14 protein-coding genes are annotated in these 14,480 nt (G+C 51.2%); all 14 read right to left on the reverse strand.

Annotation, left to right across the window (positions count from 1 at the left end; translation table 11 throughout):
• Window positions 1-2: 2 nt before the first annotated feature.
• Complete coding sequence (gene fliD, locus ACH5Y9_RS17000) at window positions 3-1,400, reverse strand: flagellar filament capping protein FliD (protein ID WP_171696474.1); 1,398 nt, start codon at window positions 1,398-1,400, stop codon at window positions 3-5.
• 26 nt (window positions 1,401-1,426) lie between these two features.
• Window positions 1,427-1,864, reverse strand: a complete 438-nt coding sequence (locus ACH5Y9_RS17005) for a flagellar protein FlaG (RefSeq protein ID WP_445366940.1) — start codon at window positions 1,862-1,864, stop codon at window positions 1,427-1,429.
• Window positions 1,865-1,927: 63 nt separating this feature from the next.
• Window positions 1,928-2,779 (reverse strand): flagellin domain-containing protein, encoded by an 852-nt coding sequence (locus ACH5Y9_RS17010; protein ID WP_445366941.1) that lies wholly within the window; start codon window positions 2,777-2,779, stop codon window positions 1,928-1,930.
• Between the two features lie 127 nt (window positions 2,780-2,906).
• Entirely contained in the window at window positions 2,907-3,959 is a 1,053-nt protein-coding gene (locus ACH5Y9_RS17015; RefSeq protein ID WP_445366942.1) for a nucleotidyltransferase family protein, read from the reverse strand.
• A 3-nt stretch (window positions 3,960-3,962) separates the two neighbouring features.
• Window positions 3,963-4,610, reverse strand: coding sequence for an acetyltransferase (locus tag ACH5Y9_RS17020; RefSeq protein ID WP_445366943.1), 648 nt, complete (start codon window positions 4,608-4,610; stop codon window positions 3,963-3,965).
• Window positions 4,607-5,674, reverse strand: coding sequence for an N-acetylneuraminate synthase (neuB, locus tag ACH5Y9_RS17025; protein ID WP_445366944.1), 1,068 nt, complete (start codon window positions 5,672-5,674; stop codon window positions 4,607-4,609). Before neuB ends, ACH5Y9_RS17020 begins: the two co-directional genes overlap by 4 nt.
• Window positions 5,671-6,852 carry a UDP-N-acetylglucosamine 2-epimerase gene (neuC, locus tag ACH5Y9_RS17030; protein ID WP_445366945.1) on the reverse strand — a complete coding sequence of 394 codons (1,182 nt, stop codon included), beginning with the start codon at window positions 6,850-6,852 and terminating at the stop codon, window positions 5,671-5,673. Before neuC ends, neuB begins: the two co-directional genes overlap by 4 nt.
• Complete coding sequence (locus ACH5Y9_RS17035) at window positions 6,849-7,988, reverse strand: LegC family aminotransferase (RefSeq protein ID WP_445366946.1); 1,140 nt, start codon at window positions 7,986-7,988, stop codon at window positions 6,849-6,851. The genes neuC and ACH5Y9_RS17035 overlap by 4 nt, the downstream gene beginning before the upstream one ends.
• Window positions 7,981-8,961: an NAD-dependent 4,6-dehydratase LegB gene (locus ACH5Y9_RS17040; protein WP_445366947.1), complete on the reverse strand. Its 981-nt coding sequence runs from the start codon at window positions 8,959-8,961 to the stop codon at window positions 7,981-7,983. The genes ACH5Y9_RS17035 and ACH5Y9_RS17040 overlap by 8 nt, the downstream gene beginning before the upstream one ends.
• The gene (locus tag ACH5Y9_RS17045) at window positions 8,958-9,659 is read right to left on the reverse strand and encodes an acylneuraminate cytidylyltransferase family protein (RefSeq protein ID WP_445366948.1); all 702 of its coding nucleotides are present in this window, start codon (window positions 9,657-9,659) and stop codon (window positions 8,958-8,960) included. Before ACH5Y9_RS17045 ends, ACH5Y9_RS17040 begins: the two co-directional genes overlap by 4 nt.
• A 19-nt stretch (window positions 9,660-9,678) precedes the next feature.
• Window positions 9,679-11,355, reverse strand: coding sequence for a hypothetical protein (locus ACH5Y9_RS17050; protein WP_445366949.1), 1,677 nt, complete (start codon window positions 11,353-11,355; stop codon window positions 9,679-9,681).
• 25 nt (window positions 11,356-11,380) lie between these two features.
• Window positions 11,381-12,142, reverse strand: coding sequence for a TylF/MycF/NovP-related O-methyltransferase (locus ACH5Y9_RS17055; RefSeq protein WP_445366950.1), 762 nt, complete (start codon window positions 12,140-12,142; stop codon window positions 11,381-11,383).
• A 33-nt stretch (window positions 12,143-12,175) separates the two neighbouring features.
• Complete coding sequence (locus ACH5Y9_RS17060) at window positions 12,176-13,315, reverse strand: class I SAM-dependent methyltransferase (RefSeq protein ID WP_319960450.1); 1,140 nt, start codon at window positions 13,313-13,315, stop codon at window positions 12,176-12,178.
• A gap of 36 nt (window positions 13,316-13,351) precedes the next feature.
• Window positions 13,352-14,203, reverse strand: a complete 852-nt coding sequence (locus ACH5Y9_RS17065; RefSeq protein WP_084153321.1) for a phytanoyl-CoA dioxygenase family protein — start codon at window positions 14,201-14,203, stop codon at window positions 13,352-13,354.
• Window positions 14,204-14,480 lie beyond the last annotated feature (277 nt).

Consider the following 14,480-nt stretch of genomic DNA (forward strand, 5'->3'; position numbering starts at 1 on the left):
CATTACAATTTGCTGATCCAGTTACTTAGAAAAGAACCGGTTGATTTAAATTTACCTACATTGACGTCCATAGCTGTGAATTGTTTTTGCAAAGTCTTTTGCAAATTATCCAGCCTAACCTGCACGTCGGCTTTACGACTATCCAAGGCTGACAATTGTTTTTTCAGCGATGTTTGCTGACTATCCAACGGCCCACCCGATTGCAATACGTTATCCAATTTTGAATAAAGCCGGGTCGCTACGCCATCAGACGACGAAAACACGTCACTTACAGATTGTAAACTGGCACTCAATGCGGTGTTAAGCTGCGTGCTATCCAATGACATCACGCCATCTTTATCTATTTTTATGCCGATCATGGCTAGCGAGTTATAGCTGCCCGTTGCTGAAGAAACCGGATTTGCCGAATCCTGCCTGACTTGAGAAGTCACGTAACGCAGGGTAGCATCGCCGATTAACGCACCATTTCCGGAACTACTACCGCCAGTACCTCCACCGTATTTGCCCAAATCTTTGGAAGTGGTATGTAACTTGTTGTACGCAGTGACGAAACTTGTCAGCGTTTTATTGACAGCCTCATTGTCCAAACTAACATCGACGTTTACTTTGGTACCGACTTGAGCAGATTTCAAATCTAAGGTCAGACCTTGGATGACATCGGTTATGGAATTGGTGCTTCGTGTCGCGGTTTGACCATCGACTTTGATAATAGCGTCGGTAGCCGTTGTCTGAGCGCTCAAATTAGAAGAAAAAATTTGTGACAATCCTGACGTATCGGCGTTGTTACCATCGTCATCGGTACCCGTCACAGTAAATGCATTGGCGAGTCCTGAATTTTTGGCTGTGAGGACTAACTTGGAAATCGTACCGGTGCCAGTCGAGTTGTCGACGTTAACGATACTTGCGGTAACGGAGGTATTGCCGGAAGCGTTGTTGATAGCGTCCCTGATCCCCAGCAACGTGTTATTGCCCGAAGCAACCGTCACATTGAACGAAGCTCCGGCGGTGGTTGCGATAGTCAAAGATCCAGTCCCAACGGTGGCAGCCGAGTTGGCAAACTCCCCCGAAATAGACTTTTGCGCCTTCGCCAACTGGGTAACTTCGACGGCATAAGACCCGGCAACGGATCCTGCACCCGCCGCGACTTTTAGGATAGATTCGTCGGCAGACGCGGCTTTATGCGTTTTAAACAGATTCCCATCTTTAAGTTTGCTTACGACCGTCTGGAAATCGGACAACGCGCTTTTCAAGGTCCCCAACCCACTCAAGCGCGTATTCGTTGTGTCTTGTTGCCGCTGTATCGCATTCAGTGCCGGCTGACCTTCAGCTGTCACCAATTGCGACACGAGGGTGCCAATATCGATACCGCTACCAATACCCGTCGACGAAACTATGCTCATGACACTCTCCTCATCCGACTAACTTACTAAGCACGATCCTGAATCATAGAGCCTTGTTGGCCATCTAACTCCTGCATTCTTCTGATAAACGCCAGCATTTCTTCGGACGGAATTTGCCGCACGACATCACCCGTTTCACTATCAACGACTTTCACCACTAATTCCTTGGTTGAATCATCTACTTTGAATTGGAGATTACGGTTAACCGATTGGAGCAACGAATTTCCTTTATCCGCCGCTTTTTTTACCGAATCGAAAGAAGGTTTGGCCTCATTCTGTTTGTCCTGATCTTGATTAGAAACTGAAGAGGACACAGTCGAGTCATTTTGCAACGCGGAAATACCAGAGTTACGCTTGTCAGCCTCGACCCTGGCTCCCGCAAATGATTTTTCATCCGTTTGCTTATCAGCTTTAGCAACAGTCACGGGAGATAGCTTTAACACATTTGAAATCTCACTGTTCATGACATTCACCTTATGCTTTTCGTATTAAACGGGAGGTTACGGTCCGCAACCCCCCAATCAAAACTACCTTAGCAAACTCAACACGGATTGACCGGACTGATTAGCCTGAGCCAGCATCGCTGTACCGGCTTGTTGCAATATTTGCGTTTTGCTCAAATTGGATGTCTCTGTGGCAAAATCGGCATCCAAGATACGGGATCTAGCGGCGCTTTGGTTTTCTATCGAAGACTGCAGATTGGCTACAGTAGTAGTGAACCTGTTTTGAATAGCACCCAAAGTTGACCTGAAAGTATCGATCTTTTTGATCGCACTATCAATAGCTGAAATTGCCGATCTCACTTTGGCGGAAGCCGCACCCGAGCCGATCGAATATCCCGCAGCACCAAACAAGGCACTAAGACTGTTAACTTTTTCCAAGTTAGAAACAGTAACAGAGACTTGGTTGTCTGTCGTGGTATTGGCACCCACTTGGAAGTTAGCACCCGCCAATGAGCCGTTCAAGATTTTTTTACCGTTAAATTCGGTATTCTGAATAATCCTTTTAATCTCAAGGCCCAGCTGTTTAAATTCGGTTTGAAGTTTGTCCCGGTCGGAACCACTCACAGCAACCCTGTTGGCCGCTTGAACCGCAAGGTCACGCATACGTTGCAATGTATCGGTAATAGCTCCCATCCCGGATTCAGCTGTTTGCGCCATCGAAATACCGTCGTTGGCGTTTCTCACTGCTACGGTCATACCGCGAATTTGCGATGTCATTTTATCGCTGATGGCTAAACCTGCCGCGTCGTCTTTTGCAGAGTTAATCCGCAAACCCGAAGACAAACGCTCCATTGATGTCGCCAGTGAATCGTTGGTTTTATTTAAAAAACGTTGACTGTTCAACGAATTGACGTTTGTGTTGATTACCATTGCCATGATGTTACCCTCCAAATTTCGAGAACGTTCAGCGCTTCGAAGATTTTGTGTTGTGTTGAATTAAAAAGATTTGTTTCAAACTCGAATGATGTATCGGCCCGAATTTGGAGAACTTTAACCCTCTCATTCAGAAATACTTGGCGAATTCGCCCTGTGCCCTTAGAAAATCGGCTTCGCGTCCTATGTCCAACCAATAGTCATTGACCGGAAACATAGAGACTATCTCGCCTGCAGCCACTTGCTGGTTTAATAAGGTCGGCATATCCAGCTTTTTCTGGGCTGAGATGCTATTAATCAAACTGTGATCCAGCACATAAATTCCCGCGTTGGCCAAGCAGCTTTGCAAGGGTTTTTCTTCAATCCCCACCACTCTTTGCTGCTCCAATCTCACGACACCGTAGGGAATTTGATACTCGTATTGGCGCACGCACAAGGTAGCAATCGCTTGTTGTTCGTTGTGATAGGCCAACAATCTGGAAAAGTCGATCTGGGTCAGAATATCGCCATTCATCACAATCAACGGCACATCCGGCAAATTGTCCGGCATTAAACCGATTGCGCCGGCAGTCCCCATCGGTTCGGTCTCATCAATATAGTCGATCTTAATTCCCCAACGCCCGCCATCACCAAAGTAGTCTTTGATTTGCTGCGCTCGGTAATGCACGGCTATATAAAACTGTCGAAACCCTGACTTAACGAAATTCTCGATGATGGTTTCCAAAATCGGCTTGCCGCCGATTTCTAACAGCGGCTTGGGACATTCGTCCGTATAGGGCCGCAAACGAGTACCGAATCCACCCGCCATCAAAAACACCGGATTGGGGAATGCCGGCTGCTTATACAGCGCCTGCAACGACTCCAGGCGCACCACCCGGCCCTGTTCATCGACAACCGGCAATTGGTAGAGATGATGCCCCTCCATCATGGCAATCAACTGGGTCTTGCTGTCATTTAAAGCGGCAACTTTCGGCCGCTTATTCATCACCTCGAAAACCGGATGTTCCAGGGATAAGCCGCGAATCAAGGCCCGACGAATATCGCCATCTGTGACCACACCCAGCAATTTTTCTTGCTCATCCACGACCAACGCAATCTGCAAGGCCGCGCGATCAATCACCTCGATGGTTGCTCGCAACGTCGCTTCCGGGCGAATCAAAACCTGCTGCCAATGCTGTTTCATTTATCAATCCTGTTGTAAATTCTGTATGTGCGAACGGGGCGGATAGACGATCTGCTTGCAACCGACATCGCGCGTCACCACGCTGCCCGCGCCCACTACACTGCCGGCACCGATGCGTATACCTTGAATGATGGTGGCGCCGGTGCCGATGTGCACCTTGTCGCCCAATTCCACCCCGCCACTCAACACCGCGCCGGGCGCGATGTGCACATCGCGACCAATCCGACAATCGTGCTCGACAATCGCCCCGCTATTAACTATGCAGTTTTTAGCAATTTGTGTGCCTGCCTGAATAATGACACCCGCCATGACCTGTACGCCCTCAGCCAGTTGCACATCGCTTGCTGTAAACGCGCGAGGATCGACCACTGTTTGAAACCGATAACCTTGCGCCACACATCGTTGATACAAGGTCTCGCGCAAGCCGCCATCGCGCGGCAGAGAACCAATGCCGTTGACTAACGCGATACCATCCGCTGCATAAGCCCGTATTGCCGAGTCGTCGCCCAATACCCTGACTCCGAAGTGCTCGCTGCCGGGCAGTCGGTGAGGATCGGCTATGCCCAGTATCTCAATCTCCAACCGCCGTAACATGTCGAGCAGCACCCGCGCATGTCCGCCGCTTCCCAGCAAAATGACCGGCTTACTCATTCGATCAAGTCATCCACGTCATAACAACGATGACTGGTTTGACCAAGCAATCGCCAATATTCCATCGGACTCAGGCCGGTTCCAGGCCGCTTGGTCGTCAAATTTTCGGCGCTAAAAGTTTCACCCACTGCTATCAAACTATTCGCCACCAAACTTTTGCGGGCGACCGTGCGATTTTGCAATTCCACCGCTTGCGGCATCTTGCCGGGACGGCCAAGCGCCTGTTCGACGGCGCGAATATCGCGCACCATTTGCTTTAATTCAGCGGGCTCCAGTGACACTTGGTGATCCGGACCTTTTTGGCTGCGATCCAAGGTGAAATGTTTTTCTATCAATACCGCGCCCCGCGCCACGGCGGCAATCGGCACGACCAGCCCTTCGGTGTGATCCGAATAACCGACCGGCAGGCGAAAAGCCTGCTGCAACACGTCCATCGCCCGCAAATTTACATCCTTCATCGGTGTCGGATATTCGCTGGTGCAATGCAGCAAGGTGATTTTTTCATGTAAAACCGCTTGCCCCGCTTCCGAACTGTAGGCTTGCTGAAATGCCGCCAAAGACGGTTGCTCCCCACCCAACAAGCCAAACGCCAAAACCCCCAGCGCGGTTTCCACCTCACCTAGCGTGGCCATACCGGTGGAGACAATGATGTCCTTGCCGGTTTGGGCGTGGGCCAGCAAAAACGGACCATTGGTAATCTCACCCGACGGAATTTTCAATTTGGATAGACCAAGCTCGTCCACCAAAAACGCCAAACTATCGAAATCAAATGCGGTCGAAAGAAACTCGATACCTTGGCTTTGGCAATAATCACGCAACTGAAAATGAAATTCATATTTCAACTCCAGCTTGCGCAGCATATCCAACTGGCTCTCGGCCGCGCCTGTCGTGTGTTTTTGATAGTCGGCCTTACTGGCAGACTGGGTGACCAGTTTTTCGGCTTTGAAGGTCTGGAACTTCAAGGCATCGGCACCCGCCGCCACAGCGGCATCGACCAGTTGCATCGCGGTTTGCAAGCTGCCGTTATGGTTAACCCCTGCCTCGGCAATGATGAACACACTCATTCAAGCACCTCTAAATCGAAAAAACGCTTCTTCAGCAGCCCATCCACAGGCGCGTGTTTCAGAAGCTCTTTAATCTTCGCCGAAGCCCCGCCCTGACCGTAGGGATTTTCGACACGCGCCAAGGTATTCGCAAATTCGCCGGAAAATATTTTTAGCAGGGCGGCGCGGATCGCATCGGTTTGCGGCGCGCAGTGGATTACGCTACCGGCACAGATCCGTCCCCGCTGGCGATCACCGATATTGACAGTAGCGATACGAAAAGCCGGCGCTTCTATGATACCGCTGGACGAATTGCCGACTACCGCATCGACCAACTTCAGGGTCGACAAATAACGCAGAGACCCCATGGAAATAAAGCTGGCTACTCGGCGGGAATGGCGTTGCCGATACTCCTCTATCATGCTGGCGATAACCCTGCCATCGGCATCGGCATTAGCATGAGTAAATATGATATGAACATCGTCAAACTCATCCAGAGCCCGTAACAGCTGGGCAAACTGTTCTGTAGCCGTCGCCGCTTCCAACGTCACCGGATGAAAGGTGACCAACAAATTGCGTGTCCCAAACTTGAAATCCAGCGCTTGTTCCAGCTCAGCTTTATCCAGCAACGGCAACTTATAAACGCTATCCAACCCCGGTGCGCCAACGTTGAACACGCGATCAGGCTGCTCACCGAACTGCATCACCCGCCGCCGGTAGACCTCGGTTGAGGTGAAATGCAGATGAGCCATCTTGGTGATCGCATGGCGGATCGAATCGTTGACCGCGCCTTCGGTGAGTTCGCCGCCATGAATATGGGCAATTGGGATGCGTAAATTCATCGCCGCTTGCGCCGCCGCGAATATCTCGAATCGATCGCCGAGCACCACGACGATATCCGGTTGTAAATCGTGCAAGGCATCGGCGAAACCGATCAAACCCAAACCCATGGCCTTGCTGATGCCGACCGGCGTATCCGACGACAACAACATTTCCACCTTGCGGTTGATCGTAAAGCCGTCGGCGGCAATTTGCCGCCAGGTCAAACCGAACTCCGGCGACAAGTGCATGCCGGTCACGACTAACTGTAATTCCAGGTCCGGGTCCGCTTGAATTTCCTGCAGTAGCCAATACAGCAGGCCGTATTCGGCTCGGGAACCGGTCACGACACAGATTTTACGTGGCGCCCCAGTCGTCATACGACCACGCTACTGGGCACATTGACCAATCGCTCAGCCAGTTGGCGCGATTGCCGCAAGTCATCCCGTTGACAATGTTGGTACATTGGCAAATCCGCCATCAACTCCCATAGCGGTCGAGTCATCACGCCGCGGGTATTGCTAAATTCCAGAAAGGCGTCGCGCTGCGTATGGTCATCGAGCAACAAAGCGTTGAGCCAGTAATTGGCATCAGCGCCAGCCGGTTCTTCGACGAATTGCGCACCGTTGGCTTGCGCCCAATCTAGATAAAGTTGCGCCAATGCACGTTTACGCCGAACAAAATCAGGCAATTGTTCGAGCTGCGCCAACCCCAGGGCGGCATTCAAATTCGGCATACGGTAGTTGTAACCGATCTGGTCGTGTTCGAATTTCCAGGCATGCGGTAATTTAGCCGTGGTCGTCAGGTGTTTGGCCCGACGCGCCAGTTCCTCGTTGTCGGTCAAAATCATGCCGCCGCCGCCCGTGGTGATGATCTTGTTACCGTTGAAGCTAAGCACCCCAAGTTTGCCGAAAGTGCCGCAATGCCGGCCATTGAGCCGGCTACCCAACGCTTCCGCTGCGTCTTCCACCAACTGTATGCAGTAGTCGTCGCATACTCGAGTCAACCCAGCCAGATCGCAAGGATGGCCGAAGGTGTGCATCGACAAACAGGCGGCGATGCGCTTGCCGCTGGTTTTGTTGTAAACGCCATCATCGCGGCGTTCGCCGAATCGATCCAAAAACTCCGCCAAGGCCAGCGGCGACAAACCTAGCGTCGCCGCATCAACGTCCACAAACACCGGCTCGGCACCGCAGTAATGAATCGCATTGCAGGTGGCGACAAAAGTCACCGCTTGAGCAATCACTTCTTCGCCCGGCTTAACGCCTGCCAACAACAGGGCAACGTGCAGCGCGGCGGTGCCGTTGACGGTGGCTATTGCATGCTTGGCGCCGGTGTATGCGGCGATTTTGCTTTCGAATTCGGTGACATAGGGCCCAACGCTGGACACGAAGGTACTGTCGATCACATCCAGCAGATACTGTTTTTCGTTACCGGCGAAGCGCGGTTCGTGCAAAGGGATGAATTGTTCGGTTTGATAAATCTCCCGGACCAAGCGGATAAAGCTGTCAAACATTGTAAATATCCGCTTTGTATCGTTTCAGATTATCCGGCTCGGTAAACCAGGCTACGGTGCGGCGCAAACCCTCCTCCAAAGTCACTTGCGGGGCAAAACCGGTCAGTTGTTTGATCTTGCTGTTGTCGCACCACAAGCGGTTCACTTCGGATTTCTCCGGCCGCAACCTTTGCTCGTCCACCAAAAATTCGACATCGCTGGCCATGATGCTTTTGATCAGATTCAGCGTTTCGCCGACAGAAATTTCGAAATTGGAGCCGATATTCACCGTCTCGCCGATGGCTTGCGCCGACTCGGCCAAAGCGATAAAGCCCCGGCAAGTGTCTTCCACATAATTGAAATCACGGGTCGGCGAAACGTCGCCCAGTTGAATCCGTTTTTTGCCGGCGGCAATCTGCGTGATGATGGTCGGAATCACCGCCCGCGCCGATTGCCTGGGGCCGTAAGTATTAAACGGCCGCGCAATGGTGACAGGCAAATTGAAGGCATTGAAAAAACTCATCGCCATCGCATCGGCGGCAATTTTCGACGCACTATACGGAGACTGCGGCTGCAACGGATGTTTCTCGTCGATAGGCACATATTGTGCGGTGCCGTACACTTCACTGGTTGAGGTATGAATTAGGCGTTTAACGCCATTATCCCGAGCGGCCTGACAGATGTTCAGCGTGCCGCGAATGTTGGTATCGACATAGCTGTCCGGCGCCTGGTAGGAATAAGGGATGGCAATTAATGCCGCCAAATGAAACACAACATCAATATCCCGACAAGCAATCCGGCAAAACTGCGGATCACGGACATCGCCGCAGATCACCTCTATCTCATTTTTCCAGGCCGCCTCCTCCAGCCAACCCCAACTATTAAAAGAGTTGTATTGGGTGAGTGCACGCACCTGAAAGCCGCTCGCCGCAAGCATTTCCACCAGATGCGAGCCGATAAAACCGTCGGCGCCGGTGACTAAAACCTTGTTCATACCAATCCTTGTTTAATGTAGGCCTCAGCGATGGCCCAATCTTCTTCGGTATCTATGTCCAGACTTTGAATGGCATTCATCACCAGCGGCACCGTCTTTGGTGGATAAAACGATTTGTGTTCCAGCAAATAATCGGTCTTGCATAAGTACATTGCGCCATTCGGCGTCAGCAGCGGCTGGCTTTGTTGCCGCGACGTCTGGGTGGGTCTTTGATTGTCCAAGGGCTGCATATGACCACTCTCAAGGCGAAACAATGTAGTCAAGTCGCGGTGGATTTCCTTGCAACCGACTACCGCATCAACTTGCCTATCGCTGACCATGGCAACAGCCTCCCGAATTATAGCCGCAGAACGAAACGGCGAGGTTGGTTGCAACCACATCATTAATTCCGGCCGGTAACCATATACAGCGATAAACCAATCTGCAGCATGCTCAACCACCGAGAAAGCCGCGACACTATCTCCCGAATAAACAGAAGGACGAAGAAACGGAACGCAGAGCCCTTCTTTACGCCCCAATACCGCATAATGCTCCGAGTCAGTCGATAAAATCGCCAAACTATCCGGAACAGCCGCTCGGACAACGCTTTCGGCAGTCCAGGCAAGTAAGGGCCGCCCGTCCAGCAATTTCACGTTTTTATCCATCAGTCCTTTGGAACCCGAGCGGGCCGGCACCACGATCAAAACCCGTATTTTCATCTATCGGTCTGGTAGATAGTTAGCAGACTGAATCGGCCAACAATGCTTTCCGCTGCTGCCCGCAAAGCTGATAAAACGCAATCAAACGCTGAATTTGTTTATCCATACATAAATACTCTCGAGCGGCCAACACACCTTCACGTAGCTCCCGCCAATCCAAACCTTGCAAGAAATTGGGCAAGTCGTGAAGTTGGGCACTGGAGATAGCCACTCCGCAGCGATGTTGCTCAACAAATTCGGCAGTTGCCTCAGCGCGACGACTCACTAAGACGGGTAAGCCCGCTTCCAGATACATGAACAATTTAGCAGGAATCAAGGTTTTAAAATGTTCCGGCCCCACTAAAAGCTCATCAGAATAATCGTAAACGATCAAACCCAGATCGTAAGTGCTAATGATTTGGGCAATACGCTCCGGCAACTCACCCTTTAGGAAACGGTAATTCGGGTATTGTTCTGCCAGCGTCAAATGGGCTGTATACACATTTGCATAGTCTTCTTCGGCAATCTTGAGCGGATTGTTGTATACGTCCAGAACCAAACCCTGACTGATGATCGTTTCGACGGTATCGACCAACTGCGCATCACCGAACAGTTCGGCAGGATGCTTGGAATTGATGGGAGGAACGCCACCGGCAAACACCAGCCTAGGTTGTTCGGGTATTGGCCTTTCAGCATTGGCAGTGACGCAAAACTCCGGCAGCGGGTAACACAAGAACTGTAACCAGCGCATCCTCCGCCTGGCTCCATCAAACAAATCGACAATGCGGCTACTGCCCTGATAGACAACGCCATCGACATGGTTTACCAAGTATGTCTCACACGCCAGTTGTACTTTTTGCATCGCATCCACACCATCGCCCCAAGTTTGCCGCATATAAGGCAGTAACTGCGGTAGGTCATCCGGTGCAAAAAAAAATGAGTTTAAATCCATCAACTCAACGAACTGCCGGCAGCTACTCGGTAAAAACGCATCGATTAACACGGGAATATGGTAGCGAAACAGCCAACCTTGAGTATGAATTACCGCCCCACTTGCGCCTTTCAACCACAACAAAAAACTAAGCAGATCGGTCGACAGAATCTCATCGAAATATCCGGCCTTGTGGTCTCGCAAATCGGGATTAAAGGTAACCGCTAACGTGTAGAAGCCCTGTCTACGCAAACTAACACTCATTCTTAGCTGGTTGTAATACGCATTTTTGGCGACAAACAAAACCACTGGCGCAGTAGCTGCTAATCGTTGATTCAATCGCTCTGCCAAGTCCCGTCGATGCTGATTCAATAACAAGGCATAAGCAAGTTCCACATCGGGATTGTCAATACCCAGCACACCGGCTTCCGTCGCGTTGGCCTTATTAGCGACAAGCGCGTTAAGTACGGCATCTGCAGTTCGACCACGCTGCAGCGGCACACCACAATATTGACGCCGATTCGTTGAATTATCGAGCGGATCAATCGCTACTCGATACGGCAGGTCGGCCAGTTGTTCGCATAACAAGCCGGTCACTGGCGAAATCCCACGAATCGCCACCGTGCCGCTAGGTAAATACTGTCGCAACACAGTGATCAAGGCTTGCGCGTAAACCGCATGATTAAACGACTCGCCATTCAGCATTTCACGCCAACCATCGCCCAATGCAGCCAGCGCCGCTGTTCTTAGGACAGCGGTATCGGTAAGTGCATCGCTAAGATTCATGGCAGTACATCCTTCAGCATTTGGATTAAGGCTTGATCAGATAGGCTGCCGGCGAGTTAGTCCACTCCAATGTGAGTAGCCTTAGATTCGGCTGATTCGCAAAAAACTCGTCCACCGCTTGGCTTTCGCCTTCCCATTCCTTCAAGGAATATTCATCGAACAGCACCACTCCCCCCCGACTAACTTTCGGCCAAATTGCCTCTAAGGCGGCTTTGGTCGGCGTATACAAATCGCAATCAAAATGCACTAATGAAAACCGGACGCCAGGATTTTCAGCCACAAATCGCGGCACAGTGTCACCAATATCCCCTTCGATGAGTTTCACCCGCGGCTTCCAAGGCACAAACCGGTCAGCATCGAAAATAGCCAATGCCGCTTCCAGCTCGGATTTAAAGCCCGATGAATCGTAACCACCCAGGACTTTATCGACTTCAGCAGTGGGCTTACCGTCCTGCGCAGCGAATTCGGTAAATCCCCGCCAATTGTCAAAGCCATAAACAACTTTGGTTCGATCACCAATCGCATAAGTTTCCAGTAAATTAGCCCAAGTCATTAAACTTAGCCCCCGAAACACGCCAAACTCAGCAATATCGCCCGGTACGTTCAACGTGTGTTTGAACAGCTCGGCATGCGCCAAAAACCGTTTTAACCACTGCCGACGCGCTAACACTGGAAACAGCTTGACAGCAGTCAGCGGATCGATATCAAAGTTGGCACAATGTTGTTGCAGTCTGTCTTCGGTGGATTGATCGGTACCCGTTTTGCGAAAACCGTCGAATGTACTCATACGTCTCCTGAACGTTTAAAGAAGCTGTTTGGCCTAGGCCGGCGGCAGCAGATAATTACTACCCGCACCGATTCGACGGCAAATTTTTTCAGCCGTGCTGCGGGGCAGTGGCATCAAGATATTGCCTAATTCCGATACCTCACTCGGCGCAAATACCGGGCATCCTCGATAAAGTTGCCCCTGACGAGTCCGATCCTCATCCACGAAGAACCCTACCCGCTCCGCCAGTAAACCATGTAACCAGTTCGCTCCAATCGAAGTACCGAAAATCCCTAAGCGCCCGCTTTCGACACTCAGCGCTTGATCTTGCAGGTCGCGCAGCCAAGCAATGCTGGCCTCTACTTCATCTCGCGACTTGGCCAACTCATTAGCCGAATGAACTACTGAAGGTTCGCCAGGCTTTACGACAATGCTGATTTCCTTGGGGATCAAATCAATATCGATAGTCTCGATCACCAATCCAGCCCTCGCCAGCAGGCTTGAAATACTCGAGCACGTGAAGTGTGAGCAATGATCAAAAATCGCTAAATCAAAGGGGGAGCTGGGAAAATGCGGAATCTGGATCAAAGCCCGGCTATCGGTGTGCATCAATGCCCGCATACCCTGCAGAAAGCAGAGAGGCTCGGTGACATGCTCAAGTACATGCACAGCGGTTATGAGATCGAATGTACCGACAATTTCGCACAAATCGCCGGCAAACACTTCCTGCACGCCGGGGACGGCAAGCACCCGCTGCCGATCCGGCAAATTTGGATCGAAGCCAAATAATCGCCAGCCGTTTGCAAGCTTGGAAAACGCTGTCAACGTTGGGCCTGTGCCGCAGCCCAGATCAAGAAATGTACCGCCGGACGTCAATGGTCGCCGTTGAAAATAATGCCCAAACATCAACTCCGAACGCGGCAGGGCCGTTCCGCTAAGCTGATCAAAAATCACTTGCTCGGTACGATTGGGCGTTTGATGGTAAAGGTCATAACTAGCATAAATATGTGCAGCGGACTGTCGCCATAAGGCATCGACCACTTTTTGCACCAAACCGCAGTTCAAACAAATCGCCACAGCAAACGATGCCGGCCAAGCTCGGCAATCAGAAGAGACTGCTGCTAAGTCAGCCGACTCGTTAAATACGCTTAACGAATCGGCGCTGCAAGCGTGGCAGACAGGCACTGCCGACATATCCGGCATTGTTGAATTAGATTGCCCGGACAATGCTCAGACCAAAGGAAAAGCCGAGCAATCGATCAACGCGCCAGCAGCCAAATTGATTTGGGCATTCATGCTGGCTGCAGTACCTTGGCGCGGCGAATAGCGGGTCGGACCAACTAAATAACGCAACGAAATCGCTCGTCGTTGTCGGGTAGTGGAAGTATTTGGAAACGAACGATGCCAAGTTCGACCGTCGTGCACTGCAACGCCACCCACCCTTAAGCTAACTGCAAACGTGTCGAATTTATCGTCGGCGAAATCGGCCGGGGTCAAGCAAATTTGCCCATCGCCCAGGTTCGCACCGGAATGCAAATCAAACGGCGCACTGACACCGGCTTTATGGCTGCCTATTGCATATTCCAATCCACCATTTTCGGGATCGACATCATCCAGAGGAATCCATAACGCAATCTGATTTTGCGGATCAAAAGGAAAAAACGGATTGTCCTGGTGCCAGCTAAGCATACCGCCCTCCAAAGGAGGCTTGGAAAACACGATAGTCTCAAACAGACGCAGTTCCATTTCACCTTGACTGACTTGCGCCAACTGCCGGGCAATTTGAGTAGCCGCGTGCCCAAGCGCTATCTCGGACAACGCGGGGAACTCAGCCAGCGGCCTTATGCGCTTTACGTCACCCTGAACGTGACGCCAAAACACCGCCGCCGGGCGGTCGACCGGTAGCTCGCTCGGCGTCGCGCTGGCGCAGAACGCTTGCCATTCCTCTGAAACACGCAGCAACAAATTAGTATCAAAATAGTCGTTAACGGCAATAAAGCCCTGTTCGCAGAACCGTTCGGCATTTAATACCGACAGGGGTTCCGGTAGGTTAGAACGACCTCGAGAATAGTGATTTGACATATGTTGTATGTGTACCCAATTGATTAACACTTGACCTACCCATCGGGCCACCCCGATGGACGCAATGAATTCAAACGCTTTCCAAGCAACATGTGGCGACCTCAAAACGACGCCATGCCCGGACAATTTAGTTATCGGCAGCGGTAGCAGAAACCTAAAACACCGACATCCAACTCTATTTTGTCAGATTTCATCCGGCCTTACCGCAGATGACCCCCAAATAAAGATTGCCGGAACTAAGTCCCAGTGAGAATCAAAGCTGCCGCCAAAATCACTG

The sequence above is a fragment of the Methylomonas sp. BW4-1 genome (assembly GCF_052474385.1).

Coding starts and splice junctions, on each gene's coding strand:
- fliD (WP_171696474.1), bottom strand. CDS start 1,400: ATGAGCATAGTTTCGTCGACGGGTATTGGTAGCGGTATCGATATTGGC.
- ACH5Y9_RS17005 (WP_445366940.1), bottom strand. CDS start 1,864: ATGAACAGTGAGATTTCAAATGTGTTAAAGCTATCTCCCGTGACTGTT.
- ACH5Y9_RS17010 (WP_445366941.1), bottom strand. CDS start 2,779: ATGGCAATGGTAATCAACACAAACGTCAATTCGTTGAACAGTCAACGT.
- ACH5Y9_RS17015 (WP_445366942.1), bottom strand. CDS start 3,959: ATGAAACAGCATTGGCAGCAGGTTTTGATTCGCCCGGAAGCGACGTTG.
- ACH5Y9_RS17020 (WP_445366943.1), bottom strand. CDS start 4,610: ATGAGTAAGCCGGTCATTTTGCTGGGAAGCGGCGGACATGCGCGGGTG.
- neuB (WP_445366944.1), bottom strand. CDS start 5,674: ATGAGTGTGTTCATCATTGCCGAGGCAGGGGTTAACCATAACGGCAGC.
- neuC (WP_445366945.1), bottom strand. CDS start 6,852: ATGACGACTGGGGCGCCACGTAAAATCTGTGTCGTGACCGGTTCCCGA.
- ACH5Y9_RS17035 (WP_445366946.1), bottom strand. CDS start 7,988: ATGTTTGACAGCTTTATCCGCTTGGTCCGGGAGATTTATCAAACCGAA.
- ACH5Y9_RS17040 (WP_445366947.1), bottom strand. CDS start 8,961: ATGAACAAGGTTTTAGTCACCGGCGCCGACGGTTTTATCGGCTCGCAT.
- ACH5Y9_RS17045 (WP_445366948.1), bottom strand. CDS start 9,659: ATGAAAATACGGGTTTTGATCGTGGTGCCGGCCCGCTCGGGTTCCAAA.
- ACH5Y9_RS17050 (WP_445366949.1), bottom strand. CDS start 11,355: ATGAATCTTAGCGATGCACTTACCGATACCGCTGTCCTAAGAACAGCG.
- ACH5Y9_RS17055 (WP_445366950.1), bottom strand. CDS start 12,142: ATGAGTACATTCGACGGTTTTCGCAAAACGGGTACCGATCAATCCACC.
- ACH5Y9_RS17060 (WP_319960450.1), bottom strand. CDS start 13,315: ATGTCGGCAGTGCCTGTCTGCCACGCTTGCAGCGCCGATTCGTTAAGC.
- ACH5Y9_RS17065 (WP_084153321.1), bottom strand. CDS start 14,203: ATGTCAAATCACTATTCTCGAGGTCGTTCTAACCTACCGGAACCCCTG.